This is a genomic window from Mycobacterium sp. RTGN6 (assembly GCF_033804605.1).
Lineage (GTDB): Bacteria > Actinomycetota > Actinomycetes > Mycobacteriales > Mycobacteriaceae > Mycobacterium.
The window spans coordinates 1-22683 of the sequence record NZ_JAPZKZ010000019.1 but is presented as its reverse complement, the minus strand read 5'-3'; the positions used below and the strand labels follow the sequence as shown (position 1 = coordinate 22683).

The following is a 22683-nucleotide window of genomic DNA, read 5'->3' as shown; positions in this document are numbered from 1 at the left end:
CTGGAGCCCAAGCTACGCGACGCGTCCCCAGTGCCCGCTGTCGGCGACCCGTACGGTCACAGACCTCATCGCCTCCATGTAGCGGGTAACTGATTTCTGGGCAACTGGATTGTCGGGATGCATGATCGCCATGACCGTGCCCTCCCCGTAACGGAATATGTAGATCGTCAATTGATATGAAAACCGGCCGTCAGGGTAGATCCCGATATTGTTCGCAAGACCCATGTCTGCGGCTGCAAGGATTCCGTTGAGCGGAGCGGCGCCGCCGTGAAAGAAGTTCGCCACCGGAAAGTTCGGCCGTGGCCAGTTCAACGACGGCGCCAACTCCAATACGCGGTAATACGGCACCTTCGACATGTCCAGGCCCGAATCGAAAGACGTCTGAGCAGCCCATGCGGCATCGCTGAATGAGGTCGCCGCTATCGGGACGGTGATCGGGATCAAGCCGGTAAACCAACCCTGCGTCATGAAATTGTCGCTGGCCGTGCGGGAATCCCTCGGAGTGAGCCCGTAATACGTGAGCGCACCGGTGAACTCGTGCTCCACCAGGCCGAGACAAGCGAACAAGCCGCCGACGAAGCGCGCGCCGGCCGCCGTGCAGGCTGATTCGAAGCGTTCCGTCTGCGGTGTGTCCATCAGGATTTCTGAGGTCATGGCACTGCTGGTCGATTCCTTCGGGTTACCCAACGGAAGCGGGAACTCAGGAAACCCACCACCGTTTTCCTCGGCGAAGTCGATCCACGCGCTTACCCCAGGCGAATCCACCGTCAACGTGTGCGCGTACTCGCGCTCACGGACACAGAAATCGTCGAAGCTACCGGCATCGGGCAGCGTGAGAGCGTGACCGCTTCCGCTCAACGCCGAATACATTCCGTTGGCTTCCATCATCGTCGTGCCGATCAACGTCGCATCCCCGTGCACGTGATCCATGGCAGCGAAGAACGAGAAGTAGTCCTCGTTTTGTACAACCCCGAAAGTGAAGCAACCCCACTCCAACGGATTCGGTATGTCCACGACGTGAGCGTGTATTTCGTCAACCGTCATGTGGCCGTGATCGATCGGCACGAATTCAATGTCAGCCGGATCGTCGATGGCATGCCGGATGAACTCTCCATCCGCGGTCTGGGAGAACCAACTGCGGAACGTGTCATGCCGACGTAGGTATGTATTGACGGCGTGATCCATGGCAGAAACATCACACTGGCCGGCCACGTCACAGCTAGCGATGATTTGCCGGGAGAAGTTCAGTCCCTCGGCCGTCCGTTCGCAGTAATTGCGAAGATGCTGGCCCTGCATGTAGCTAATCGGCACCGAACTGATAGGAGCTCGTCGCGCCTTGTCCTGAGCCGCGGCCGTTGGATGCCAAGAGGTCACAGAGCCCGGGCTCAACGACCATTCGTCAAGTGCTCCGACCGTGACTTTCCCGATGCGCAAAGCTTCGCCCTCCCCATTGGCCGGCTCCGGTCCGGCATCACTAGCGGCTCAACATACCCTCGCAGAAGCACCGCCGCCTGAACGTGGGGGGCTCCGTGCAACCGCAGCTAGCGAAGCCCGGACGTTGGCGTCCGGCATGACACAGGCATACATGCAATACTGGCCGCGGCTCTCCAGGGAGGGATGCGAACAAATGTTTGGTACGGAAAAGTCGATCGAACCGGCCCCAAGTTTTGCGATCGTGGGCTACGCGGCGCGCTTTCCGGGCGCCGCGGATGCCGATGAGTTTTGGGACGTGCTGCGCGAGGGCCGCGACGCGGTATCTGAGGTGCCCAATGACCGCTGGGATGTCGACGAATTCTTCGACCCCGAACCCGGCGTGCCCGGCAAGGTCGTAACGCGTCGCGCCGGTTTCGTCGATGACGTGGCGGGGTTCGACGCGCCGTTCTTCGGTATGTCGACGCGCGAGGTCAGATTGATGGACCCACAGCATCGGATCTTGCTGGAGACGGCGTGGCGCGCGGTGGAACATTCGGGCACTGCGCCGACGGCCCTGGCCAACACCAACACCGGCGTGTTCGTGGGCTTGGCGACCCACGACTACCTGGGCATGATCTCCGACGCGCAGACTTACCCCGAGATCGAGGCCTACACGGCGATCGGGACGTCGAATGCGGCCGCGGCCGGCCGGATCAGCTATCGGCTGGGGCTGCAGGGTCCCGCGGTCGCCGTCGACACGGCGTGTAGCTCGTCGCTGGTGGCAATCCATCAGGCGTGCCAAGCGCTGCTTTTGGGCGAATGCGACCTCGCGCTGGCCGGCGGCGCGAACGTCCTGCTCAGCCCGGCGACCATGATCACGTTCTCCAGCGCGAACATGCTCGCGCCCGACGGCCGGTGCAAGACATTCGACGCGGCCGCGGACGGCTATGTGCGTGGCGAGGGGTGCGGCGTCATCGTCATCAAGCGCCTCGAGGACGCGGTTCGCGACGGCGACCGGATCAGAGCGGTGATCCGCGGCAGCGCGGTCAACCAGGACGGCGCATCCGGCGGCTTGACGGTGCCGAACGGCGTTGCGCAGCAACGGGTTATCGCCGATGCGCTGAAGCGAGCCGACCTCGAACCGAGCGACGTCGGATACCTGGAAGCGCACGGCACCGGGACATCGCTGGGCGACCCGATCGAGGCTCAGGCCGCAGGTGCGGCGTACGGCGCCGGGCGCGATCCCAGCCACCCGCTGTTGATCGGCTCCGCGAAGACGAACATCGGGCACCTGGAAGCAGCCGCGGGGATCGCGGGCGTCATCAAGGTCATCTTGTCGCTCGAGCACGAGACTCTGCCGAAGCACCTCCACTTCGAGAACCCGTCGCCGCACATTCCGTGGGACCGGCTTGCAGTGGAGGTGGTGAAGGAGACCACCCCCTGGGAGCGCAATGGTCGGCCCCGCATCGCCGGCGTTAGCTCGTTCGGGTTCGCCGGGACCAACGCGCACGTCATCCTCTCCGAAGCTCCCGAGGAAGCAGCGCAGCCCGCTGCGGCACCGGGTCCGGGAGACTCACGATTCAGCGTTCTTCCGCTCTCGGCGCGGACGCCCGCCGCCTTGGGGCAGGTCGCCGATCACTACCGCAACTGGTTGAACGCGCACCCGGAGGCCACCTTGGCCGACGTGTGCTTCACCGCGGGGGTCGGGCGAGCGCACTTGGAGCACCGGGCCGCGTTGGCGGTCAATTCGAGAGAATCCGCCATCGAGCTTCTCGGCGCACTCGCGGACGACCGCCCGGCACCCGGTTTGGTCGTTGGAGAATCCCGTGACACACCGAAGACGGCGTGGCTGTTCACCGGTCAAGGCAGCCAGTACACCGGCATGGCCCGGGAGTTGTTCGACACCGAGCCGGTGTTCGCCGAGACGCTGAATCGCTGCGCGACAGCGGTCGCCGACGTTCTCGAAAAGCCGTTGCTGGACGTGATTTTCGACGTGGATGGCCCGGATGGCGAAGAGACGCTGCGACAGACCAGCTACGCACAGCCCGCCTTGTTCGCGGTGGAGCTGGGCTTGGCTCGGCTCTGGCAGTCGTGGGGCTTCGAGCCGGACGTGGTGCTGGGACACAGCGTCGGGCAGTATTCGGCGGCCTGCGTCGCGGGCGTGTTCAGTCTCGAGGACGGCGCGCTGCTGATGGCCGAACGCGGTCGTCTGTTCGGCAGTTTGCCTGCGGGTGGCCGGATGGTCGCGGCGTTCACCGCCGCCGAGCGTGTCGAGAGCCTCACCGACGAGTTCCCGAGTCTGTCGGTGGCCGCGTACAACGGCGCCAATACCGTGCTGTCGGGGCCCGAAGAGGACCTGAAGATGGCGGTGGCCAGGCTGGCGGCCGACGGTGTCCGATACAACTGGCTGGACACCAGCCACGCGTTCCACTCGTCGCTGCTTGACCCGATCCTCGACGAGTTCGAGGCGTATGCGGATCGGTTCGATTTCAATACGCCACAACGGATTTTGCTCGACAACCGCACTGGCGCCGCGCTCGGCTGGAGCGTGAAGCTCGACGGCGCCTATTGGCGACGTCACGCGCGCCAACCGGTGGAATTCGCCAAGAGCGTGCGCACTCTCGCCGAGCTGAATTGCAAGGTATTGCTCGAGCTCGGCCCACAACCGGTGCTGACCGCCGCCGCGCTGCGGGCATGGCCTGACCCGGCCACCGCACCGCGGGCGATCGCGTCTCTGCGTCGAAACACCGCAGACCGCCGGCAAATCACCGAAGCCGTTGCCGACGCGTATGTCTTGGGCCACCTGCCCGAATTCGCCGCCTTGCGGCACCCAGACGCGCGAAAGCTCGACCTGCCCACCTATCCGTTCGAGCACCGCCAGTACTGGTTTCAAGATAATCAGGAGATCCCGAACCAACAACAGCTACCAGCCGCGCGTACCCAGGCCGTCCAGCTTCTCGAGGACGGCCGGATCGAGGAACTCGCGACCCTGCTCGACGGTGCGAGCGGCGACCATCAGACCCTGGATGTACTGACAAAGCTTGCGGCACAACACAATCAACAACGGACCACCCAGTCGATCGAGGACGACCGCTACGAAATCCACTGGGAGAAACTCACTGGTTCCCACTCCATCTCGGAAACGGGCGAGGAATCTACCTGGATCCTCGTCGGCGACGACTCCCCGGTGGTCCAGCCGCTGGTCGACGCGCTGACCGCTCGTGGCCACAGGCATCTGATGCTCAGGTTGCCGGTGTCCGATGCCGACGAGGAGAAGCTTGCCGACGCGTTGCGCGCTGCGGCAGTGGACGATTCGACGCTACGCATCGTGCATGTCGCGGCTCTCGACTCCGAGACCGCAACGTCGATGCGGTCACTGTTGCGGATGCAACACCGGATCTTGGGCGGAACTCGGCGGCTCTTCCGCGCCGCGATCGCCGCGGAACTGCGCAGGCCCATTTGGGTGGTAACGCGCGGCGCACAGCGCGTCACCGACACGGACACCGTGGCGCCGGATCAGAGTTGCCTGTGGGGATTCGGTCGTGCTGCCTCCCTTGAGCTTCCGCACGTGTGGGGTGGACTGGCGGATCTGGCTGATGGCACTGCCGACGAATGGTCGCGGTTCATCACCCAGGTTGCGTCGATGCCGCACGAGTCGGCCGTCAGGGAGGACCAGATCGCGTTGCGCGATCAGGCGGTGTACGTTCCCCGACTGGTTCGGCAAGCGGAGGCGCCAAGCGGTACGCCGCTGGAACTGCGCTCTGACGCAGCGTATCTCGTTACAGGGGGCCTCGGTTCCATAGGACTGGAGATCGCCGGATATCTGGCCGCCCACGGCGCCAGGCATCTGGTGCTGACCAGCCGGCGCGCGCCCAGCGAAGCCGCGCAACAGCGCATCGATGCATTGAGCGAACAGCACGGCTGCGAGTTCCGCGTCATTGCTGCCGATGTCGCGGATGCACACGGCGTCGCACGCCTTTTGACCACCGTGCGGGCCGAGCTGCCGCCGTTGGCCGGCATCGTCCATGCCGCGGGCGAGCTCGGAACCACGCCGCTGAGCCACCTGGACGACGACGAAGTAGATCGCGTCTTCGCTGGGAAGGTTTGGGGTGCCTGGCATTTGAGTGAAGCAGCCACCGACCTGCAGCTGGACTTCTTCATCAGTACCTCTTCGATCGCCTCGGTATGGGGCGGATTCGGTCAGACGGCCTACGGCGCGGCCAACGCCTTCCTCGACGGGTTGGCCTGGCGCCTGCGCGAACAGGGCATCCCCGGGATCAGCGTCAACTTCGGTCCCTGGTCGGCGGGCATGGCCGACGCAGAGTCGCGTGCGCGACTCGCTAAGCGCGGTGTCCGGACGTTGTCACCTGCCGATGCGCTGGCAGGTCTGGCCGACGTCGTGGCGGCCTCCAAGGCACCGGGCCTCGTGCAAGGAACTGTGGCCCGGATCGACTGGGCTCGTTTCCTGCCGCTCTACGAACAGGCGGGCCGACGAGCGTTCCTGGCCGAGTTGGCGCGCGAGGTGCCCTCCGATCTGGTGACTGCGGCGCCTGCCACGGCGTCGGGGAAGACCCAGCTGGTCGAGCGGCTCGCAGGCGCTCCAGTGCAGCAGCGCAAGAAGCTTCTGACGGACTACCTGCGCGACGCGGTAGCAGAGGTGACGCGGGTCGATGCCGCGGAGATCCGCGAGGACGAGGGTTTCTTCGACCTCGGCATGGATTCGCTGATGGCCGTCGAACTTCGGCGCCGCATCGAACAGGGGGTGGGCAAGGAGATACCCATCACCCTGGTGATGGATCACCCTCGGCTGTCCGACGTGGCCGATTACCTGCTCGTCGAGGTGCTCGGCCTCAACGAGGCGGCATCTGCCAAACCGGGGCCGCCGGCGTCAGGGGCCATGACGCGCACGGATGAGCCGATCGCGATCATCGCGGTGTCGTGCCGGTTCCCCGGCGCGCCCAACCCGGAAGCCTTCTGGCAGGTGCTGTCCGGCGGTGTCGATGCCATCCGGGAAGTCCCCGAGGACCGATTCGACATCGACGAGTTCTACGACCCGGATCCGGAGACGGCGGGAAAGACCTACACGCGCTTCGGCGGATTCCTCGACGGCATCGATGGATTCGATCCCGAGTTCTTCGGCATCTCTCCGCGCGAGGCCGTCTGGATCGAGCCGCAACAGCGACTGATGCTCGAAACGGTGTGGGAGGGCCTCGAAAGGGCTGGGTACGCGCCGTCCGCATTGCGCGGCAGCCGAACCGGAGTCTTCGCGGGAGTGGCCGCCAACGAGTACGCGCATCTGCTGTCGTCGGAGTCGATCGACAAGATCGAGCCCTACTTCATCACCGGCAACGCGCTCAATGCCATTTCCGGTCGGGTCGCCTTCGCGCTGGGACTCGAAGGACCGGCAGTGGCAGTCGACACCGCATGCAGCTCGGCGTTGGTGGCCGTCCATCAGGCCTGCCAGGCATTGCGCTTCGATGACTGCGACCTGGCGGTGGCAGGCGGCGTGAACGTCCTGCTGAGTCCGGTGACGGTCGTCGCCGCCTCACGGGCCAGGATGCTTTCCCCCGTCGGACGATGCAAGACGTTCGACGCGTCCGCCGACGGCTACGTACGCAGTGAAGGCTGCGGAATTCTGGTGCTCAAGAGATTGAGTGACGCGGTGCGCGATGGCGACCGGGTCTGCGCGGTCATTCCGAGCAGTGCGGTCAACCAGGACGGTGCGTCCAGTGGTTTGACGGTGCCCAATGGTGGTGCACAGCAACGGCTCATCGGTACGGCGTTGGCCAGGGCCGGGCTGACGGGCGGGGACGTCGACTACCTCGAGGCGCACGGAACGGGCACCCCGCTGGGCGATCCGATCGAGGTGCAGGCCGCCGCCGCCGCGTATGGCGGCTCGCGTGACGCAGACCGTCCGTTGCTGATGGGATCGGTGAAGACCAACATCGGTCACACCGAATCGGCCTCGGGGGCAGCGGGTCTGATCAAGGTCGTGTTGTCGCTCCAGCACGAAGAGCTGCCGCAGAGCCTGCACTTCGACAACCCGTCACCGCACATCCCCTGGGCTTCGCTGCCGGTTCGGGTCGTGGACAAGGCCATTCCGTGGTTGGCCAACGGCAGGACACGCCGGGCCGGCGTGAGTTCCTTCGGATTCACCGGCACCAACGCGCACGTGCTTATCGAGGAGGCGCCCGCGGCCAGCGTCGTGGAAACTCCGGCGCCACCGGAGTTAGACACTGACGAGCAGCCCGCCTTCAACGTGCTGGCGCTGTCCGCGCGGTCACCGGAAGCACTGGTGGCATTGGCGCGACGTTACGACGACTGGTTGAGCATCCACCCGGACGTCGACCTCGCCGACGTATGCCTCACCGCGGGCAGGGGACGCTCGCATTTCGAACATCGCGCCGCGCTGGTCGTGGACTCGGTCGCGGGCGCGCGCGACGGCCTGGCCGAATTGGCCGAGAACCGGCTGCGACCCGGTGTCGTACAGGGCGAACACACGCACCACCCGACGACGGCGTGGTTGTTCAGTGGGCAAGGCAGCCAGTACCCGGGTATGGCGCGTGAGTTGTTCGACACGGAGCCGGTTTTCGCCGACACCGTGACACGCTGCGCGGAAGCGGTAGCGGAACTGCTGCCGCGTCCGTTGCTGGAGGTCATGTTCGCCACCGATCGCGAGGCCGGAGAAGCCTTGCGCCACACGTCGTTTGCGCAGCCGGCACTCTTCGCCGTCGAGATGGGCCTGGCCCGGCTGTGGCAGTCGTGGGGCATCCAACCCGACGTGGTGCTGGGGCACAGCGTGGGCCAGTACGCAGCGGCATGCGTGGCAGGCGCCTTCAGCCTCGAGGACGGCGCCCGGTTGATGGCCGAGCGCGGTCGGATGTTCGGCAGTCTGCCCGAGGGCGGGCGCATGGTGGCAGTGTTCAGCGACGCCAAGCACGTCGAGGAGCTCGCCGCCGAGTTCCCGCGAGTGTCGGTCGGTGCCTACAACGGTCCCAACACCGTGCTCTCGGGCCCCGGCGAGGATCTCGAACGGATCGTCGCCGCGTTTGGTGACGAGGGGATCCGCTGCACCTGGCTGCAGACCAGCCACGCCTTCCACTCGGAGTTGCTTGATCCGGTGCTCGACGAGTTCGAGTCGTACGCAGCGCAGTTCCAATTCGCCGCCCCGACGTTGCCGCTTGTCTGCAACCGCACCGGCGCAGTGCTCACCGCCCAAACGCCGCTCGACGCCAAGTACTGGCGGCGGCATTCGCGCCAGCCGGTGCAATTCGCCGAAAGTGTGCGCACCATCGCATCGCTGGGCTGCTCGGTGTTGATGGAGATCGGTCCGCAACCGGTGTTGACCGGAGCTGCGGTGCAGGTCTGGCCGGAGCACTTGGCGGCTCCTCGGGCGATCGTCTCGATGCGCAAGGGCGTAGCCGACCGGCGCCAGATCGCCGACGCCATGGCCGCTGCCTACGTCGGCGGCCATCGACCCGATTTCGCTGCGCTACAACGCCAGTCGGGCAGCAAGCTCGAACTGCCCACCTATCCGTTCCAACACCGCCGCTTCTGGCCCAAGACGTCCGGGATCGTCGGCTCCGATGGCCAAGGTGTCGCGGTTTCGGGAATTCTGGGCAGCGGGAAGGACCTCGCCTCCGGCGACTCCGTCTACACCAGCAGGTTGTCCGTCAAGTCTGCGCCCTGGCTCTCCGATCACGTCATCTACGGCACCGTCGTGGTCCCCGGAGCGACGTATGCGGCGATGGCATTGGCCGCAGTCGGTACCCCGGCGCACGCGAAGGACGTCTTCTTCTACGAGCCGATCATCCTGCCCGAGAAGAGTTCTCGCGAGGTGCAGCTCTCGTTGCATCCGCTGGATGGCGGCGGTGAGTCGAGTTTCAAGGTGCACAGCCGCCCCTACGGTGAACGCGGCGCGGAATGGTCGCTGAACGCCGAAGGCATCGTTGTGAGTGGTGCTCCGGACAGCACAGGGGAGCCGTCCACTGAAATCGATCCGGTCGACGAAGCCGTCGAGCGCCTCGAGCGCATGCGCCCGCAGGAGCTGTTCGAGACCTTCGCCGACATGGAGCTGGCATGGGGGCCGACCTGGTCCGGTTCGCTGAAGTCGCTGTGGCTCGGTGAGGGTGAGGCGATCGGCGACATCGTCGTCGGCGAAGAACTCGCCGAACAACTCGGAACCGAGCCCATGCATCCGGTGCTGATGGACCTGTGCACCGGAGTCGCCTTCCCGGCGTTCCCAGCACTTCTCGCAGCCGAACAGGGCGTGAGCGATCTGTTCCTGCCGTTGCGGTACGGGCAAGTGACGCTGCGCGAGAAGATGCCACGGCGGTTCTACTGCCGCGCGAGGTGGCACGAGGGCCCCCTCGACAACGAAACCCAGGTCTTCGATATCGATTACCTCGACCGGGATGGCCGGCACCTGGGCGGGATTCGCGAGTTCACGGTGAAACGAGCGCCGCGCGAGGCTTTGCTACGCGGCCTCGGTGGCGATGCCACCCGGCTTCTCTACACCCTGGGCTGGCACGAGGTGCCGGTGTCTAGCGACGAGACCGCGACGGTAAGCGGCACTTGGCTGATAGCTGGATTCGACGAACTGGCCGCCACCATTCCGGGCTGCATCCCGTTCGACCGGGCAGGCGATCCGGAGCTGCTGGGACAGGTGCTGACAGATGCGCACCAGCGCGGCGTCGGATTCTCCGGCGTCGTCTGGCGTAGCAGCGCGCCGAGCGCAGACGAATCGACCGCCGAGGCCGAGGCGCGGCTTGAAACGGAGCTCGCCAACCTGCTCAGCGCGGTGCACACGGTGCAGGGCGGCCAGCTGAAACTGCCCGGCGGACTGTGGATCGTCACCGACAAGGCCGTGGCCACCGAATCCGCCGAGCCGGTCGACCCGGTGCAGGCGGCACTGTGGGGGTTCGGCCGCACCACGATCAACGAGGAACCGGCGCTGCGCTGCAAGCTGGTCGACTGCGACGGATCACCGGAGGCCGTACGTGCGCTGGCCAGCCTGCTGGCCACACCGGTCGATGAACCGGAACTCGCACTGCGGCAAGGAAAGCTGCTGGCCTCCCGTTTGCTGCCCTGGGCCCGCAGCGGACATCTCACGGTGCCGCGCTCGACCGACTACGTTCTGGCCCCCACCGAACGCGGTGCGATCGACAACCTGCGGCTGACCGAGGCCGACGTGCCGTCGCCGGACGAGGGCTATGTACAGGTCCGGGTCGAGGCTGCGGGTCTGAACTTCCGCGACGTGCTCAACGTCCTTGGCCTCTACCCTGGCGATCCAGGACCGATCGGCGGAGACTTCGCAGGCACCGTCGCGCAATTGGGCAGCGGCGTAACTGGACTCGAGGTGGGTCAACGCGTCTACGGCTCCATGCAGGGCGCGTTCGCCAGCCGGTTCAACGTGCCCGCCCAGTTCCTGGCACCGATCCCGGACGGGGTCAGCGCGCTCGAGGCGGCCACCATCCCCGCTGCGGCGCTGACGGTTCGGCTGTCGTTCGACTGGGCGCAGCTGCGGCCCGGTGACAAGGTGCTCATCCACGCGGCCAGCGGTGGCGTCGGTCTAGCGGCCGTCCAGATGGCCCAGCAGTGCGGTGCCACGGTCTTCGCCACCGCCAGCACCTTCAAGCGCGCGACGCTGCGCAAGCTGGGTGTGGAGTACGTCTACGATTCGCGCACAACGGATTTTGCCGACCAGATCCTTGCCGACACCGGTGGCTCGGGTGTGGATGTAGTGCTCAACAGCCTGACTAGCGAAGGGTTCATCGAGGCGACGCTGAAGGCCACCGCCCGGAACGGCCGCTTTGCCGAGATCGCCAAGCGCGATATCTGGTCACCGGTACAGATGGCCGAGGCCCGATCCGACATCGCCTACGAGATCGTGGCGCTGGACACGGTGATGGTCACCGAACCCGAGCGCATTCGCGGCTTGCTGACCGAGGTGTCGGAGGGACTGGCCAAGGGCGAATGGACACCACTGCCCGCCGAGGTCTATCCACTCACGGAGGCGAGGGCCGCGTTCCGCCGCATGCAGCAAGCCCGGCACATCGGCAAGATCGTGCTGCAGATCCCGAATCCGCTCACACCGCGAGCCGATCGGAGCTATCTGATCACCGGTGGACTCGGTGCGATCGGCCTGCACACGGCGGCGTATCTGGCCCAACTCGGGGCCGGTGACATCGTGTTGACAAGCAGGCGCGCGCCCGACGCGGACGCGCAACGGGCAATCGAGGACATCACCGAGCGCTATCGGTGCCGCATCCACACCTTCGCAGCCGATGTCGGCGACGAGTCCGAAGTTGCGACGCTGCTGGAGCGAATCCGCGCGGAGTTGCCGCCGCTCGCTGGAGTGGTGCACTTGGCCGGCGTGCTCGACGATGCGCTGCTGTCACAGCAGAGCGTGGAGCGATTCCGAACGACGTTGGCGCCCAAGGCGTTCGGTGCCTGCCACTTGGATCGCTTGACGAAGGACGACGAGCTGGACTTCTTCATCGTGTCCTCCTCTGTATCGAGCTTGTTCGGTTCACCCGGTCAGTCCAACTACGCGACCGCCAATGCATTGCTTGACGGTCTGGTCGCGCAGAGAAGGGCGCAAGGCTTGCCGGCCACTGGTGTCAACTTCGGTCCTTGGGCCCAGGGTGGCATGGCTTCTTCGGAGGCCGCGCGCGCCAATATCGGTGCCCAGGGCCTGATTCCGCTGGAACCCTCAGCAGCGCTCAGCGCCCTGGCCGAGGTCGTCGCCAACGGAACCGGCCAGGCCACCGTCATCAAGGCCAACTGGCAGCGTGCCGCGAAGGTGCTTGGCAGTTCGCGTCCACCGATTCTCGACCTCGTGTTGCCCAGTGCCGTCGGGGAGCTGACCGGTGACAGTGAGTTGCTTCGGCAGCTGCAGGAGATACCGGCGGCGCAGCGCGCCGGATTCGTGACCGAATTCCTTCAGCGCGAGGTGCAGAACTTCCTTCGGCTCGCGCAGCCGCCGGCCGCAACCAGTCGGTTCCTGGACCTGGGTACCGATTCGCTGATGGCGATCGAACTCCGCAACCGGTTGGACAGTCAGTTCGGCGGTGCGTTCACGATCAACGCGACGGCGGTGTTCGACTATCCGAGCATCGGGGGGCTCGCCGAGTATCTCGTCGGTCAGCTGGCCGATTCGGAATCGCCGTCGGAAGAGGCGCAACCCGAAGCGGACCCGGCCGCCGAAGAAGAGACCTCCTAAGCCCAGCGGGCAGTCTCCGCCTCGGCGGGCAGCACCGAGCGCAACGGCACCTGCAGACCGTCGTAGATGCCAGGTTTCTGGTCCGCGAGCCAGTTGAGGGCTCCGAGCAGCCGGTTGGCGGCGGTGGTATTGCCGCCGTCGGCGCGGGTGCCGCCGGGGACGTCGGCGCGGGTGAGGATCGTGAGCTTCGGGTCTCCGTCGACGATCACCCGATGGTCGCCGACGCCCTCGTCGGGCTGTGGCCAGTCCGGGGCGCAGGACGGATGGATGCGGGTGATGTGTTCGATGATGACGCGCTTCGTGCCGCAGGACCACCCGATCACCTTGAGCCAGAAGGCACCCTGGGTGCCCGCGTCGAAGCGGCCCATCACGGTGTCCACCGCGTCCTCGAGGGGAAGGCGCTCGACCTCTTCGGTGATCTCGTCGATCTCGATGCCGAGACCACGGCCGATGAGTCGGACGTTGCCGCCCCACACCATCGTGGGAATCGTGGGCAGCAGCATCATCGGCGTCTCCTCCATGGAACCGCCGAAGCCGCAGGACACCTTGACGGCGAACGGCTGGTTGTAGGTCGAGTAGTCGAAGATCTCCTGGCAGGTGATCGTCGTGATGCGGGTGCACAGGCTCGCCGCCGTCACCGCGAGCGCGTCGTTGCCCCAGCCGGGGTCCACGCCGCTGACCAACAACGTCGCCGTGCCCTCTTCGGCGGCGGCAGTGAGCCGGTCGACCCACTCCTGTGGCGCGGAGGCCGGGTCGTACAGCGAGTACAGCGACGGCGTGACGACGTGCTTGCCCGCACGCAGGCAGCGCTCGATGTCGGCGATTGCCTCGTCGGGGCGGATGTCGCCAGAGGCCATGTAGGCCACTGCGTCGGACTCGGCCAGCGCGGCGTCGACGTCCGTCGTCGCCAGCACGCCGGTGGGTTCGTCCAGCCCAGCGAACTCGGCCGCATCCCGGCCGGCCTTCTCGGCCGAGGAGGTGATGACAGCGGCCAGCTTCAAGCCAGGAAATGCCGCCGCCGACCGGATCGCAGTGGCCCCCATGTTGCCCGTTCCCCATACCGCCACACGTCTCATTTCAGCCACCCTAGTGGGCGTGCTAGGGCCCCTCGTGGCAGACATCACATCGCTGCAAAAGCCCAGTTCACGACGGCCAACCAACCGTTTGGGCAGGTCCGATCAACCACCGGGTTACTTAGCTGGCAGAAATTTGCTCGACATCGCTTTGCGTTCAAGTTACTGAGCGGTATAGTTGGCCCCAGTTACTGGTGGGTAACTTATCGGAAGTACCCAACCGCAGACGTAATCTCATCGAGGAGAGATCGTGAGTCACTACAAGAGCAACGTCCGTGACCAGGTATTCAACCTGTTCGAGGTCTTCGGCGTCGACAAGGCGTTCGGCGAAGGCGCGTTCGCTGAGCTGGACGAGGATTCGGCCCGCGAGATGCTCGCGGAGATCAGCCGACTCGCCGAGGGGCCCATCGCCGATTCGTTCGCCGAAGGTGACCGCAATCCCCCGGTCTTCGACCCCGAGACACACACCGTCACCCTGCCCGCGGCGTTCAAGAAGTCGGTGCGCGCCATCACCGACGGCGGCTGGGACAAGATCGGCCTGGACGAGGAACTCGGCGGAATGCCGATGCCCCGCGCGCTGCAGTGGGCGCTGATGGAGCACGTGCTCGGCGCCAACCCGGCGGTCTACATGTACTCGATGGGTGCCGGCTTCGCCCAGATCATGTACCACCTCGGTACCGAAGAGCAGAAGAAGTGGGCCGTGCTGGCCGCCGAGCGCGGCTGGACTTCGACCATGGTGCTCACCGAGCCCGACGCCGGTTCCGACGTCGGCGCGGGCCGCGCCAAGGCCGTGCAGCAGGCCGACGGCACCTGGCACATCGATGGCGTGAAGCGCTTCATCACCTCCGGTGACGCCGACGATCTCGGCGAGAACATCCTGCACCTGGTGCTGGCCCGCCCCGAGGGCGCAGGCGCGGGCACCAAGGGGCTGTCGCTGTTCTTCGTTCCGAAGTTCCACTTCGACCCCGAGACCGGTGAGCCCGGCGAGCGCAACGGCGTCTACGTCACCAACGTCGAGCACAAGATGGGCCTCAAGGTCTCCGCGACCTGCGAGCTCTCGCTTGGCCAGCACGACGTCCCCGCCGTTGGCTGGCTCGTCGGCGAGGTGCACGAGGGCATCGCGCAGATGTTCGAGGTCATCGAGCAGGCCCGAATGATGGTGGGCACCAAGGCCATCGCCACCCTGTCGACCGGCTACCTCAACGCACTCGAGTACGCCAAGTCGCGCGTGCAGGGTGCCGACCTGACCCAGATGACCGACAAGACCGCGCCGCGCGTAACCATCACGCACCACCCGGACGTGCGCCGCAGCCTGATGACGCAGAAGGCGTACGCCGAGAGCCTGCGCGCGCTGTACCTCTACACCGCGACGTTCCAGGACGCGGCGGTCGCCAAGGCCGTGCACGGTGTCGACCCCGAGCTCGCCAACAAGGTCAACGACCTACTGCTCCCGATCGTCAAGGGCGTGGGCTCGGAGCAGGCGTACGCCAAGCTGACCGAGAGCCTGCAGACCTTCGGCGGGTCCGGCTTCCTGCAGGACTACCCGATCGAGCAGTACATCCGCGACGCCAAGATCGACTCGCTCTACGAGGGCACCACGGCCATCCAGGCGCAGGACTTCTTCTTCCGGAAGATCGTGCGGGACAAGGGCGTTGCGCTCGGCTACGTCGCAAACGAGATCGAGCAGTTCGTCAAGAACAAGGAAGGCAACGGCCGCCTGAAGGCTGAGCGCGAGCTCCTGGCGACAGCGCTGGCCGACGTGCAGGGCATGGCCGCCACGCTGACCGGCTACCTGATGGCCGCGCAGGAGGACCCGCAGAGCCTGTACAAGGTGGGCCTCGGTTCCGTGCGCTTCCTGATGAGCGTCGGCGACCTGGTGCTCGGCTGGCTGCTGCAGCAGCAGGCGGCCGTCGCCATCGCGGCACTCGACAACGGTGCCACCGGCGCGGACAAGTCGTTCTACGAGGGCAAGATCGCGGTGGCGTCGTTCTTCGCGAAGAACTTCCTGCCGCTGCTGACCAGCACCAAGCTGGTGATCGACACCATCGACAACGAAGTGATGGAGCTCGACGAGGCTTCGTTCTAACCACGCTTGACGCTCAGGGCCCCCGCTACGGCGGGGGCCCTTCGCGTTGGGCCAGCCGCCTGCGCTTTGCCTAGCGGGCCTCGCGATTCACGGGAGACTGGACGCATGGCCTACGGCTCGCGCATCGTTCTGGTCTTCTCACTGCTGGCAACGACCGCGCTGACGGTCGTCCTGGGCATCACGGATCCGGCGGCACCGCGGTCCTACCCCACGAAGTTCTTGGTCTGGAATTTGTTCCTCGCGTGGATTCCGGTGTGCTTCGCCGCCGGGTTCGCGGTGGCGCATCGACGCGTGTGGCTGCTGCCGTTGGGATTGGGCTGGCTGGCGTTCCTGCCGAACTCGCCGTATCTGGTGACCGATCTCGTGCACCTCGGGGAAGGCGTCGAACTCTGGCGTCACGTTCTTCAGTACGGCTTCGCGGCCTGGACGGGCGTCATCCTCGGCGTGGTGTCACTGCGACTGGTGCATGGGCGCATCGAACGCGAATACGGTGCGGTCGCCGGCTGGACCGCGGTGGTCGTCTCGATCGGCCTGTGTGCGGTCGGAGTCGTCATCGGACGCTTCCAGCGTTGGAACTCTTGGGATTTGGTCACGCAACCGGATGCAATCGTGGCAACGACGCTGGAGTGGGTACGGTCTCCGTTCGCAAACGTGCAGTCCACCGGGGTGGCGATCGCAGTGGCTGCGTTCTTTGGGCTCGCCTACCTGACCATCTGGTCACTCGGTGCGATCAGGCCTTCAGATACCCCCGCACAAAAAAGGGCGGGTTCGGGAGGACACTTGAGGGCGTCTCATTAGTTCTCGCGCGTCCGGCCTTCGCCTCTACGCCGGCACTTTGGACTGGTCACTCCCGAACCCGTCGTGCGATCGATCGTACGCCTGTGATAGCGGTCACACCAGAGGAATTTTTGGCGGTTACGAGTCCTGCGTCCGCAGCAGCGCCCGGGTGCGAGCCCGGCCTTCGGGGGACGCGTCGAAGGTGGCGGCGACGTACTCGTCGACGCCCGCCGCACGCAGTTCGTCGAGCCGCTGCGTGACGGTGGCCTCGTCGCCGATGATGGCCGCGTCCTCAGGGCCGGCATAGCCCTCGCGGTCGAGCATCGCGCGGTACGACGGCAGGTGGCCGTACATCGCGAACTGGGTGGCCGCCTGCTTGCGGGCGGCGTCCACGTCGTCGGTGACGCTGATGGGTAGCGACGCCGCGACGCGCACCGCGCCCTCGGGCCGACCCGCGTCGGCGGCCGCCTGCCGCAGCGTGGGCCCGACGTGCTCGGCCAGCGTCTTCGGTCCGGTCATCCAGGTACAGGTGCCTGAGGTGCGGCGGCCGGCGATCTTGAGCAGCTGAGGGCCGAGCGCCGCGATGTACACGTCGGGCCGAGCGGCGCCGCCGATCATCAGGGCGCCGCGGGTGGTCACCGTCTCACCCGTCGCGGCAGCAGGTTCGCCGGCCAGCAGCGGCAGTAGTCCGTCGAGGTACTCGTTGAGTCTGCGCACCGGCTTGTCCCAGGGGATGCCCCACATGCCCTCGGTGACCGCTTGATGCGTCATGCCGAGGCCGAGGATGAACCGGCCGGCAGACGCCAGGCTGACGGTGAGTGCTCGTTGCGCCATCTGCATCGGGTGCTGGTTCTGGATCGGCACCACGCCGCTGGCGACCTCGATGTCGTCGACCTCGTGCAGGGCGACCGCCAAGATCGTGAGAAGGTCTGGCTCATAGGGCATTTGGCTCATCCAGACGCGTTTGAAACCCTCGTCGCGCAATAGCGCGAGGTTGGCGATCGTCGCGTCGATCGGCGATTCCTGACCCACGCCGCTGAGTTGTCCGAACATACTGACCTGCATGACCTTCACGCTCCCTTGCGTTGCCCTGCTCCAAGCCCCAATTGACATCGAACCATGACGTCCGAACAGGCCCGGCTACAGCACTTTGGCCCGAACTGGTTCGCGTCGGTGATGGGCACCGGGATCGTCGCGACGGCTGGGGTGACGCTGCCAGTCCACGTCCCCGGGCTGCACGTGTTCTCTCGGGTGGTCTGGGTGGTGGCGGCCGTGCTCTTGGTGGTGCTCGTCGTGGCGGTGAGCGTGCAGTGGTTTCGGCACCCCACCGTCGCGCGCGGCCACGTGCACAACCCGCAGATGGCGCACTTCTACGGGGCGGCGCCGATGGCGCTGATGACGGTGGGTTCGGGAGCGCTGCTCATCGGCAAGGACCTCATCGGTGCGCGGATCGCCGTCGACGTGGCCTGGGTGCTGTGGACGGCGGGCACGCTCGGCGGCCTGTTCACCGCGGCGACCATCCCGTTCGTCATGTTCACCCAACTCAACGTCGAACCCGACGCCGCGTTCGGCGGCTGGTTGATGCCCGTCGTTCCGCCGATGGTGTCGGCCGCCTCGGGCGCACTGCTGATGCCGCACATGGTCCCCGGCACGGGACGCACGACGATGCTCTACGGCTGCTACGCGATGTTCGGGCTGTCGCTCATCGCGGCGTTGATCATCATCAGCATGATCTGGAGCCGGCTCGCGCTGTACGGCACATCGGGCACCGCGCGCGTGCCCACGCTGTGGATCGTGCTGGGCCCGCTGGGGCAGGGCATCACCGCGGCCGGTCTGCTCGGAGCCGCCGCGGTACTCGCCGTGCCGCCCGAACTGGCTAGCGACATGAACGCCTTCGCGGTGCTGTTCGGGGTGCCCGTGTGGGGGTTCGCGGTGCTGTGGATCGCCTTGGCGACTCAGTTGACGGTGCGAACCATGCGACGCGGGATGCCGTTCGCCCTCACGTGGTGGAGCCTCACGTTCCCCGTCGGGACGTTCGTCACCGGGACCACGCAACTGGCCAACCACACCGGCTTGCCGGCGTTCAAGGTGGCCGCGGCCATCGCCTACGTCGGGCTGCTGAGCACCTGGGCACTGGTCGCCGTGCGCACCACGCGCGGCAGCGTGGGCGGAAGCCTGTTCACGCCGCCCCCGGCCGCTGGGCCGATCAAGGCGAAGAAGGATCCGCCGCCGAACCCGTGACGCGGGCACACAAAGTAAAGAGCCCCGCGTTGTCGTCGGGTCGGGGGGTCAGACGACAACGCGGGACTACTCACCTATCGGTGGTCCGTCCGTGGGCGTTACAGCCCGCGCGAAACTTTCTTCACGCTTCGAGGATCGCCGTGACACCCTGCCCGCCAGCTGCGCAGATCGAGATGAGGCCCCGAACCGGCTGCCCGGTTTGCTTCTTCTTCTCGGCGAGCTGCTTGGCGAGCTGGGCGACGATGCGCCCACCGGTCGCGGCAAATGGATGTCCGGCGGCCAGTGACGAGCCGTTGACGTTGAGCTTGGTTCGATCTATCGCGCCTAGCGCGCTATCTAGGCCGAGCCGCTCCTTGCAATACTCATCGGACTCCCAGGCGGCCAGCGTCGCCAGCACCACGGACGCGAACGCCTCGTGGATCTCGTAGAAGTCGAAGTCCTGCAGGGTCAAGCCGTTTCGGGCCAGCAGCCGCGGCACCGCGTAGGTCGGGGCCATCAGCAAGCCGTCGTCACCGTTGACGTAGTCGACCGCGGCGGTCTCGCCGTCCACGAAGTAGGCGAGCACCGGCAGCTTGCGCTCAGCGGCCCACTCCTCGGATGCCAGCAGGGCCACCGACGCGCCGTCGGTCAGCGGCGTCGAGTTGCCCGCCGTCATCGTCGCGTCGCCGTTGCGCACGCCGAACACCGGCTTGAGCTTGGCCAGCTTCTCGGCCGTCGAGTCAGCGCGCAGATTGTTGTCGCGGTAGAGCCCGAGGAAGGGCGTGATGAGGTCGTCGAAGAAGCCGCGATCGTAGGCGGCCGCCATGTTCTGGTGGCTTGCGGCGGCCAGCTCATCCTGGTCGACGCGCTTGACGCCCATCTCCTTGGCGGTGATGGCCGCGTGGTCGCCCATCGACAGCCCGGTGCGGGGTTCGCCGTTGGTGGGAATCTCCACGCCGATAGAGGCGGGCAGCTTGCCGACGAGCTTGAGCCGGTCGACGTTCGACTTGGCCCGGCGTAGCCCGAGCAGCACGCGGCGCAGGTCGTCGCCAAAGGCGATCGGAGCGTCGGACGTGGTGTCCACCCCGCCTGCCACGGCCGAGTCGTACTGGCCCAACGCGATGGCGTTGGCCACGGCGATGGTCGACTGCAGCCCAGTGCCGCACGCCTGCTGCAGGTCGTAGGCGGGTGTGTATGGCGACAGCGCGCTGCCGAGCACGCATTCGCGCATGAGGTTGAAGTCGCGGCTGTGCTTGAGCACTGCGCCACCGACCACAGCGCCCAGGCGTTCACCGGACAGACTGAATCGGTCGATCAGCCCGTCGAGGGCCGCGGTGAACATGTCCTGATTGGACGCGTTGGCGTAGGCGCCGTCGGAGCGCGCGAAGGGAATCCGGTTACCGCCGAGGATCGCGACCCGTCGGGCGGTCTTGTTGTCAGCCACTGTTACCTCTTAGGTCTCTAGGGGTGTCGAGGGTCATACTACCCACCGTTCTTACTCTGGAGTAAGTTCGTGATCGACACGACAAAGGGGTACACCTTCGCCTGTACTTCTGTACCCAGTTCCCCGAAAGGCAGCACAGTGGCTACCGATCTGTTCTCGCAAGTCGTCAACTCCGGGCCCGGCTCGTTCCTGGCCAAACAACTCGGCGTGCCACAACCGCAGGAACTGCGGCGCTACCGTGCGGGCGAGCCGCCACTGGCCGGGTCGCTGCTGATCGGCGGCGAGGGCCGGGTGGCCGAACCGCTGCGCAGCGCGCTGGCCGACGACTACGAACTGGTCCGCAACAACCTCGGCGGACGCTGGGCCGACTCCTTCGGCGGGCTCGTCTTCGACGCCACCGGCATCACGCACCCCGAGGGACTCAAGGCGCTTCCCGACTTCTTCACCCCGGTGCTGCGCAACCTCGGCCCGTCGGGTCGCGTTGTGGTCGTCGGCACCACCCCGGACCAGACGGGCAGCGTCGACGAGCGCATCGCCCAGCGGGCGCTCGAGGGCTTCACCCGCTCCCTGGGCAAGGAACTCCAGCGCGGCGCGACGATCGGCCTGGTCTACCTGGCCGCCGACGCCAAGGCGGGAGCCACCGGGCTCGAGTCGACGCTGCGCTTCCTGCTGTCCGCCAAGTCCGCGTACGTCGACGGTCAGGTGTTCTACGTCGGTGCGGACGATTCGGTCCCGCTCGCCGACTGGGACAAGCCCCTGGACGGCAAGGTGGCGCTGGTGACCGGCGCGGCACGCGGCATCGGCGCCGAGATCGCCAAGGTGTTCGCGCGGGACGGCGCCACGGTGGTGGCCATCGACGTAGAACAGGCCGCCGACGCCCTTGCAGAGACCGCCGCGAAGGTCGGCGGAACGGCGTTGACGCTCGACGTGACGGCCTCCGACGCGGTGGAGCGCATCGTCGCGCATCTGACGGAGCACCACGGCGGCAAGGCCGACGTCCTGGTCAACAATGCGGGCATCACACGCGACAAGTTGCTGGCCAACATGGACGACGCCCGTTGGGACAGCGTCGTCGCAGTGAATCTGCTTGCCCCGCAACGCCTTGCCCAGGGCCTGGTGGACAACGGCACCATCGGCGATGGCGGGCGCATCGTCGGACTGTCCTCGATGGCGGGCATCGCGGGCAACCGCGGCCAGACCAACTACGCCGCCACCAAGGCGGGGATGATCGGCATGACGCAGGCGTTGGCCCCGGTCTTCGGCGACAAGGGCATCACGATCAACGCCGTGGCCCCCGGGTTCATCGAGACCAAGATGACCGAGGCCATCCCGCTGGCCACCCGCGAGGTCGGCCGCCGGCTGAACTCACTGTTCCAGGGCGGTAAGCCCGTCGACGTCGCCGAAGCCATCGCCTACTTCGCCAGCCCCGCGTCGAATGCCGTGACCGGCAACACGATCCGGGTGTGCGGCCAAGCGATGCTGGGCGCATGAGTAGCACCGGCCAACCCAGCGGGTTGCTCAATCTCGCGCGTGCGGCGGCGGGTGCGTTGCCGTTCGTCCGGCGCGGCGACACGCTGCCGGCGCGGACGGTGTCCGTCGAGGGCTTGACGATCGATCCGGCCAACGTCGCCGAGTACGCCGCGCTGACCGGACTGCGATTCGCGGACGCCGTGCCGCTGACGTACCCGTTCGCGCTGACGTTCCCGGCGATGATGTCGCTCATCACCGGCTTCGACTTTCCCTTTGCCGCAATGGGTTCCGTACACATGGAGAACGTCATCACGCGGCACCGGCTCATCGCGGTAACCGACGTCGTCGACGTGACCGTGCGGGCGCAGAACCTGCGTGAGCACCGGCGTGGCCTGCTGGTGGACGCCGTCACCGAGGTGAAGGTCGGCAACGACGTCGCGTGGGAGCAGGTCGCCACGTTCCTGCACCAACAGCGGACCAGCCTGTCCGACGAGCCCAAGCCAGAACCGAAGAAGCAGCCGAAACTGCCTCCGCCCAACACCATCCTGCGCATCACGCCGGGCCAGATCCGGCACTATGCGTCAGTGGCGGGCGATCACAACCCCATCCACACCAATTCGATCGGCGCCAAGCTGTTCGGGTTCCCGACGGTGATCGCCCACGGAATGTTCAGCGCCGCAGCGGTCCTGGCGAACATCGAAGGCCAGCTGCCCGACGCGGTGAAGTACTCGGTGCGCTTCGGCAAGCCGGTGGTGCTGCCGGCGCGGGCCGGGTTATATGTCGACCGCACTGCCGACGGCTGGGAACTGGCGCTGCGCAACCTGTCGAAGGGTTACCCGCACCTGACGGGGACGGTCACCGCACTCTAGTGTCCTGAGTCATTAAATACGGTTCAGTTGGTAGACTGGGTTGTGCCCAGTCCGCAGGCTGCCGTGATCGTGTTGACCGATGCTGAACGCGCCGAGTTGGAGGGCTG

General features: G+C 66.4%; 10 protein-coding genes. 6 read left to right on the top strand and 4 right to left on the bottom strand.

Features of this window, described 5'->3' with window-relative positions; genetic code table 11:
- Nucleotides 1-12 precede the first annotated feature (12 nt).
- On the bottom strand, nucleotides 13-1434 hold the full coding sequence (locus SLQ33_RS32575) for a condensation domain-containing protein (RefSeq protein ID WP_319458070.1): 1422 nt from the start codon (nucleotides 1432-1434) through the stop codon (nucleotides 13-15).
- 193 nt (nucleotides 1435-1627) lie between these two features.
- On the opposite strand from SLQ33_RS32575, the gene SLQ33_RS32570 reads away from it, so the two are divergent.
- Nucleotides 1628-12637: a type I polyketide synthase gene (locus SLQ33_RS32570; RefSeq protein ID WP_319458069.1), complete on the top strand. Its 11010-nt coding sequence runs from the start codon at nucleotides 1628-1630 to the stop codon at nucleotides 12635-12637.
- Here the strand turns inward: SLQ33_RS32570 and SLQ33_RS32565 are convergent.
- The gene (locus SLQ33_RS32565) at nucleotides 12634-13713 is read right to left on the bottom strand and encodes a dihydrodipicolinate reductase (RefSeq protein ID WP_319458068.1); all 1080 of its coding nucleotides are present in this window, start codon (nucleotides 13711-13713) and stop codon (nucleotides 12634-12636) included. The two genes, SLQ33_RS32570 and SLQ33_RS32565, sit on opposite strands and share 4 nt — an antisense overlap.
- A 247-nt stretch (nucleotides 13714-13960) precedes the next feature.
- On the opposite strand from SLQ33_RS32565, the gene SLQ33_RS32560 reads away from it, so the two are divergent.
- Together SLQ33_RS32560 and SLQ33_RS32555 are read left to right on the top strand one after the other, a co-directional pair.
- Nucleotides 13961-15796 (top strand): acyl-CoA dehydrogenase, encoded by a 1836-nt coding sequence (locus SLQ33_RS32560; protein WP_319458067.1) that lies wholly within the window; start codon nucleotides 13961-13963, stop codon nucleotides 15794-15796.
- A 105-nt stretch (nucleotides 15797-15901) separates the two neighbouring features.
- A complete protein-coding gene (locus tag SLQ33_RS32555) occupies nucleotides 15902-16594 on the top strand; it encodes a DUF1361 domain-containing protein (RefSeq protein WP_319458066.1) in 693 nt (230 codons plus the stop codon).
- A 117-nt stretch (nucleotides 16595-16711) separates the two neighbouring features.
- On the opposite strand, the gene SLQ33_RS32550 is transcribed toward SLQ33_RS32555, so the two are convergent.
- Nucleotides 16712-17638 (bottom strand): TIGR03564 family F420-dependent LLM class oxidoreductase, encoded by a 927-nt coding sequence (locus SLQ33_RS32550; protein ID WP_319458065.1) that lies wholly within the window; start codon nucleotides 17636-17638, stop codon nucleotides 16712-16714.
- Between the two features lie 54 nt (nucleotides 17639-17692).
- Between SLQ33_RS32550 and SLQ33_RS32545 the strand changes: the two genes are divergently transcribed.
- Nucleotides 17693-18814, top strand: a complete 1122-nt coding sequence (locus SLQ33_RS32545; protein WP_319458064.1) for a TDT family transporter — start codon at nucleotides 17693-17695, stop codon at nucleotides 18812-18814.
- Nucleotides 18815-18935: 121 nt separating this feature from the next.
- Here the strand turns inward: SLQ33_RS32545 and SLQ33_RS32540 are convergent, their stop codons facing one another.
- On the bottom strand, nucleotides 18936-20237 hold the full coding sequence (locus tag SLQ33_RS32540) for an acetyl-CoA C-acetyltransferase (protein WP_319458063.1): 1302 nt from the start codon (nucleotides 20235-20237) through the stop codon (nucleotides 18936-18938).
- A 138-nt stretch (nucleotides 20238-20375) separates the two neighbouring features.
- Here SLQ33_RS32540 and SLQ33_RS32535 point away from each other — a divergent pair, with 138 nt between their 5' ends.
- Complete coding sequence (locus SLQ33_RS32535; protein WP_413467773.1) at nucleotides 20376-21728, top strand: 3-oxoacyl-ACP reductase; 1353 nt, start codon at nucleotides 20376-20378, stop codon at nucleotides 21726-21728.
- Nucleotides 21725-22576: a MaoC/PaaZ C-terminal domain-containing protein gene (locus SLQ33_RS32530; RefSeq protein ID WP_319458062.1), complete on the top strand. Its 852-nt coding sequence runs from the start codon at nucleotides 21725-21727 to the stop codon at nucleotides 22574-22576. Before SLQ33_RS32535 ends, SLQ33_RS32530 begins: the two co-directional genes overlap by 4 nt.
- The last annotated feature ends 107 nt before the right edge of the window (nucleotides 22577-22683 follow it).

Excerpts from the sequence above, each read along its gene's own strand:
- SLQ33_RS32530 (WP_319458062.1), top strand. The coding sequence starts at position 21,725 with ATGAGTAGCACCGGCCAACCCAGCGGGTTGCTCAATCTCGCGCGTGCG.
- SLQ33_RS32565 (WP_319458068.1), bottom strand. The coding sequence starts at position 13,713 with ATGAGACGTGTGGCGGTATGGGGAACGGGCAACATGGGGGCCACTGCG.
- SLQ33_RS32570 (WP_319458069.1), top strand. The coding sequence starts at position 1,628 with ATGTTTGGTACGGAAAAGTCGATCGAACCGGCCCCAAGTTTTGCGATC.
- SLQ33_RS32550 (WP_319458065.1), bottom strand. The coding sequence starts at position 17,638 with ATGCAGGTCAGTATGTTCGGACAACTCAGCGGCGTGGGTCAGGAATCG.
- SLQ33_RS32545 (WP_319458064.1), top strand. The coding sequence starts at position 17,693 with ATGACGTCCGAACAGGCCCGGCTACAGCACTTTGGCCCGAACTGGTTC.
- SLQ33_RS32555 (WP_319458066.1), top strand. The coding sequence starts at position 15,902 with ATGGCCTACGGCTCGCGCATCGTTCTGGTCTTCTCACTGCTGGCAACG.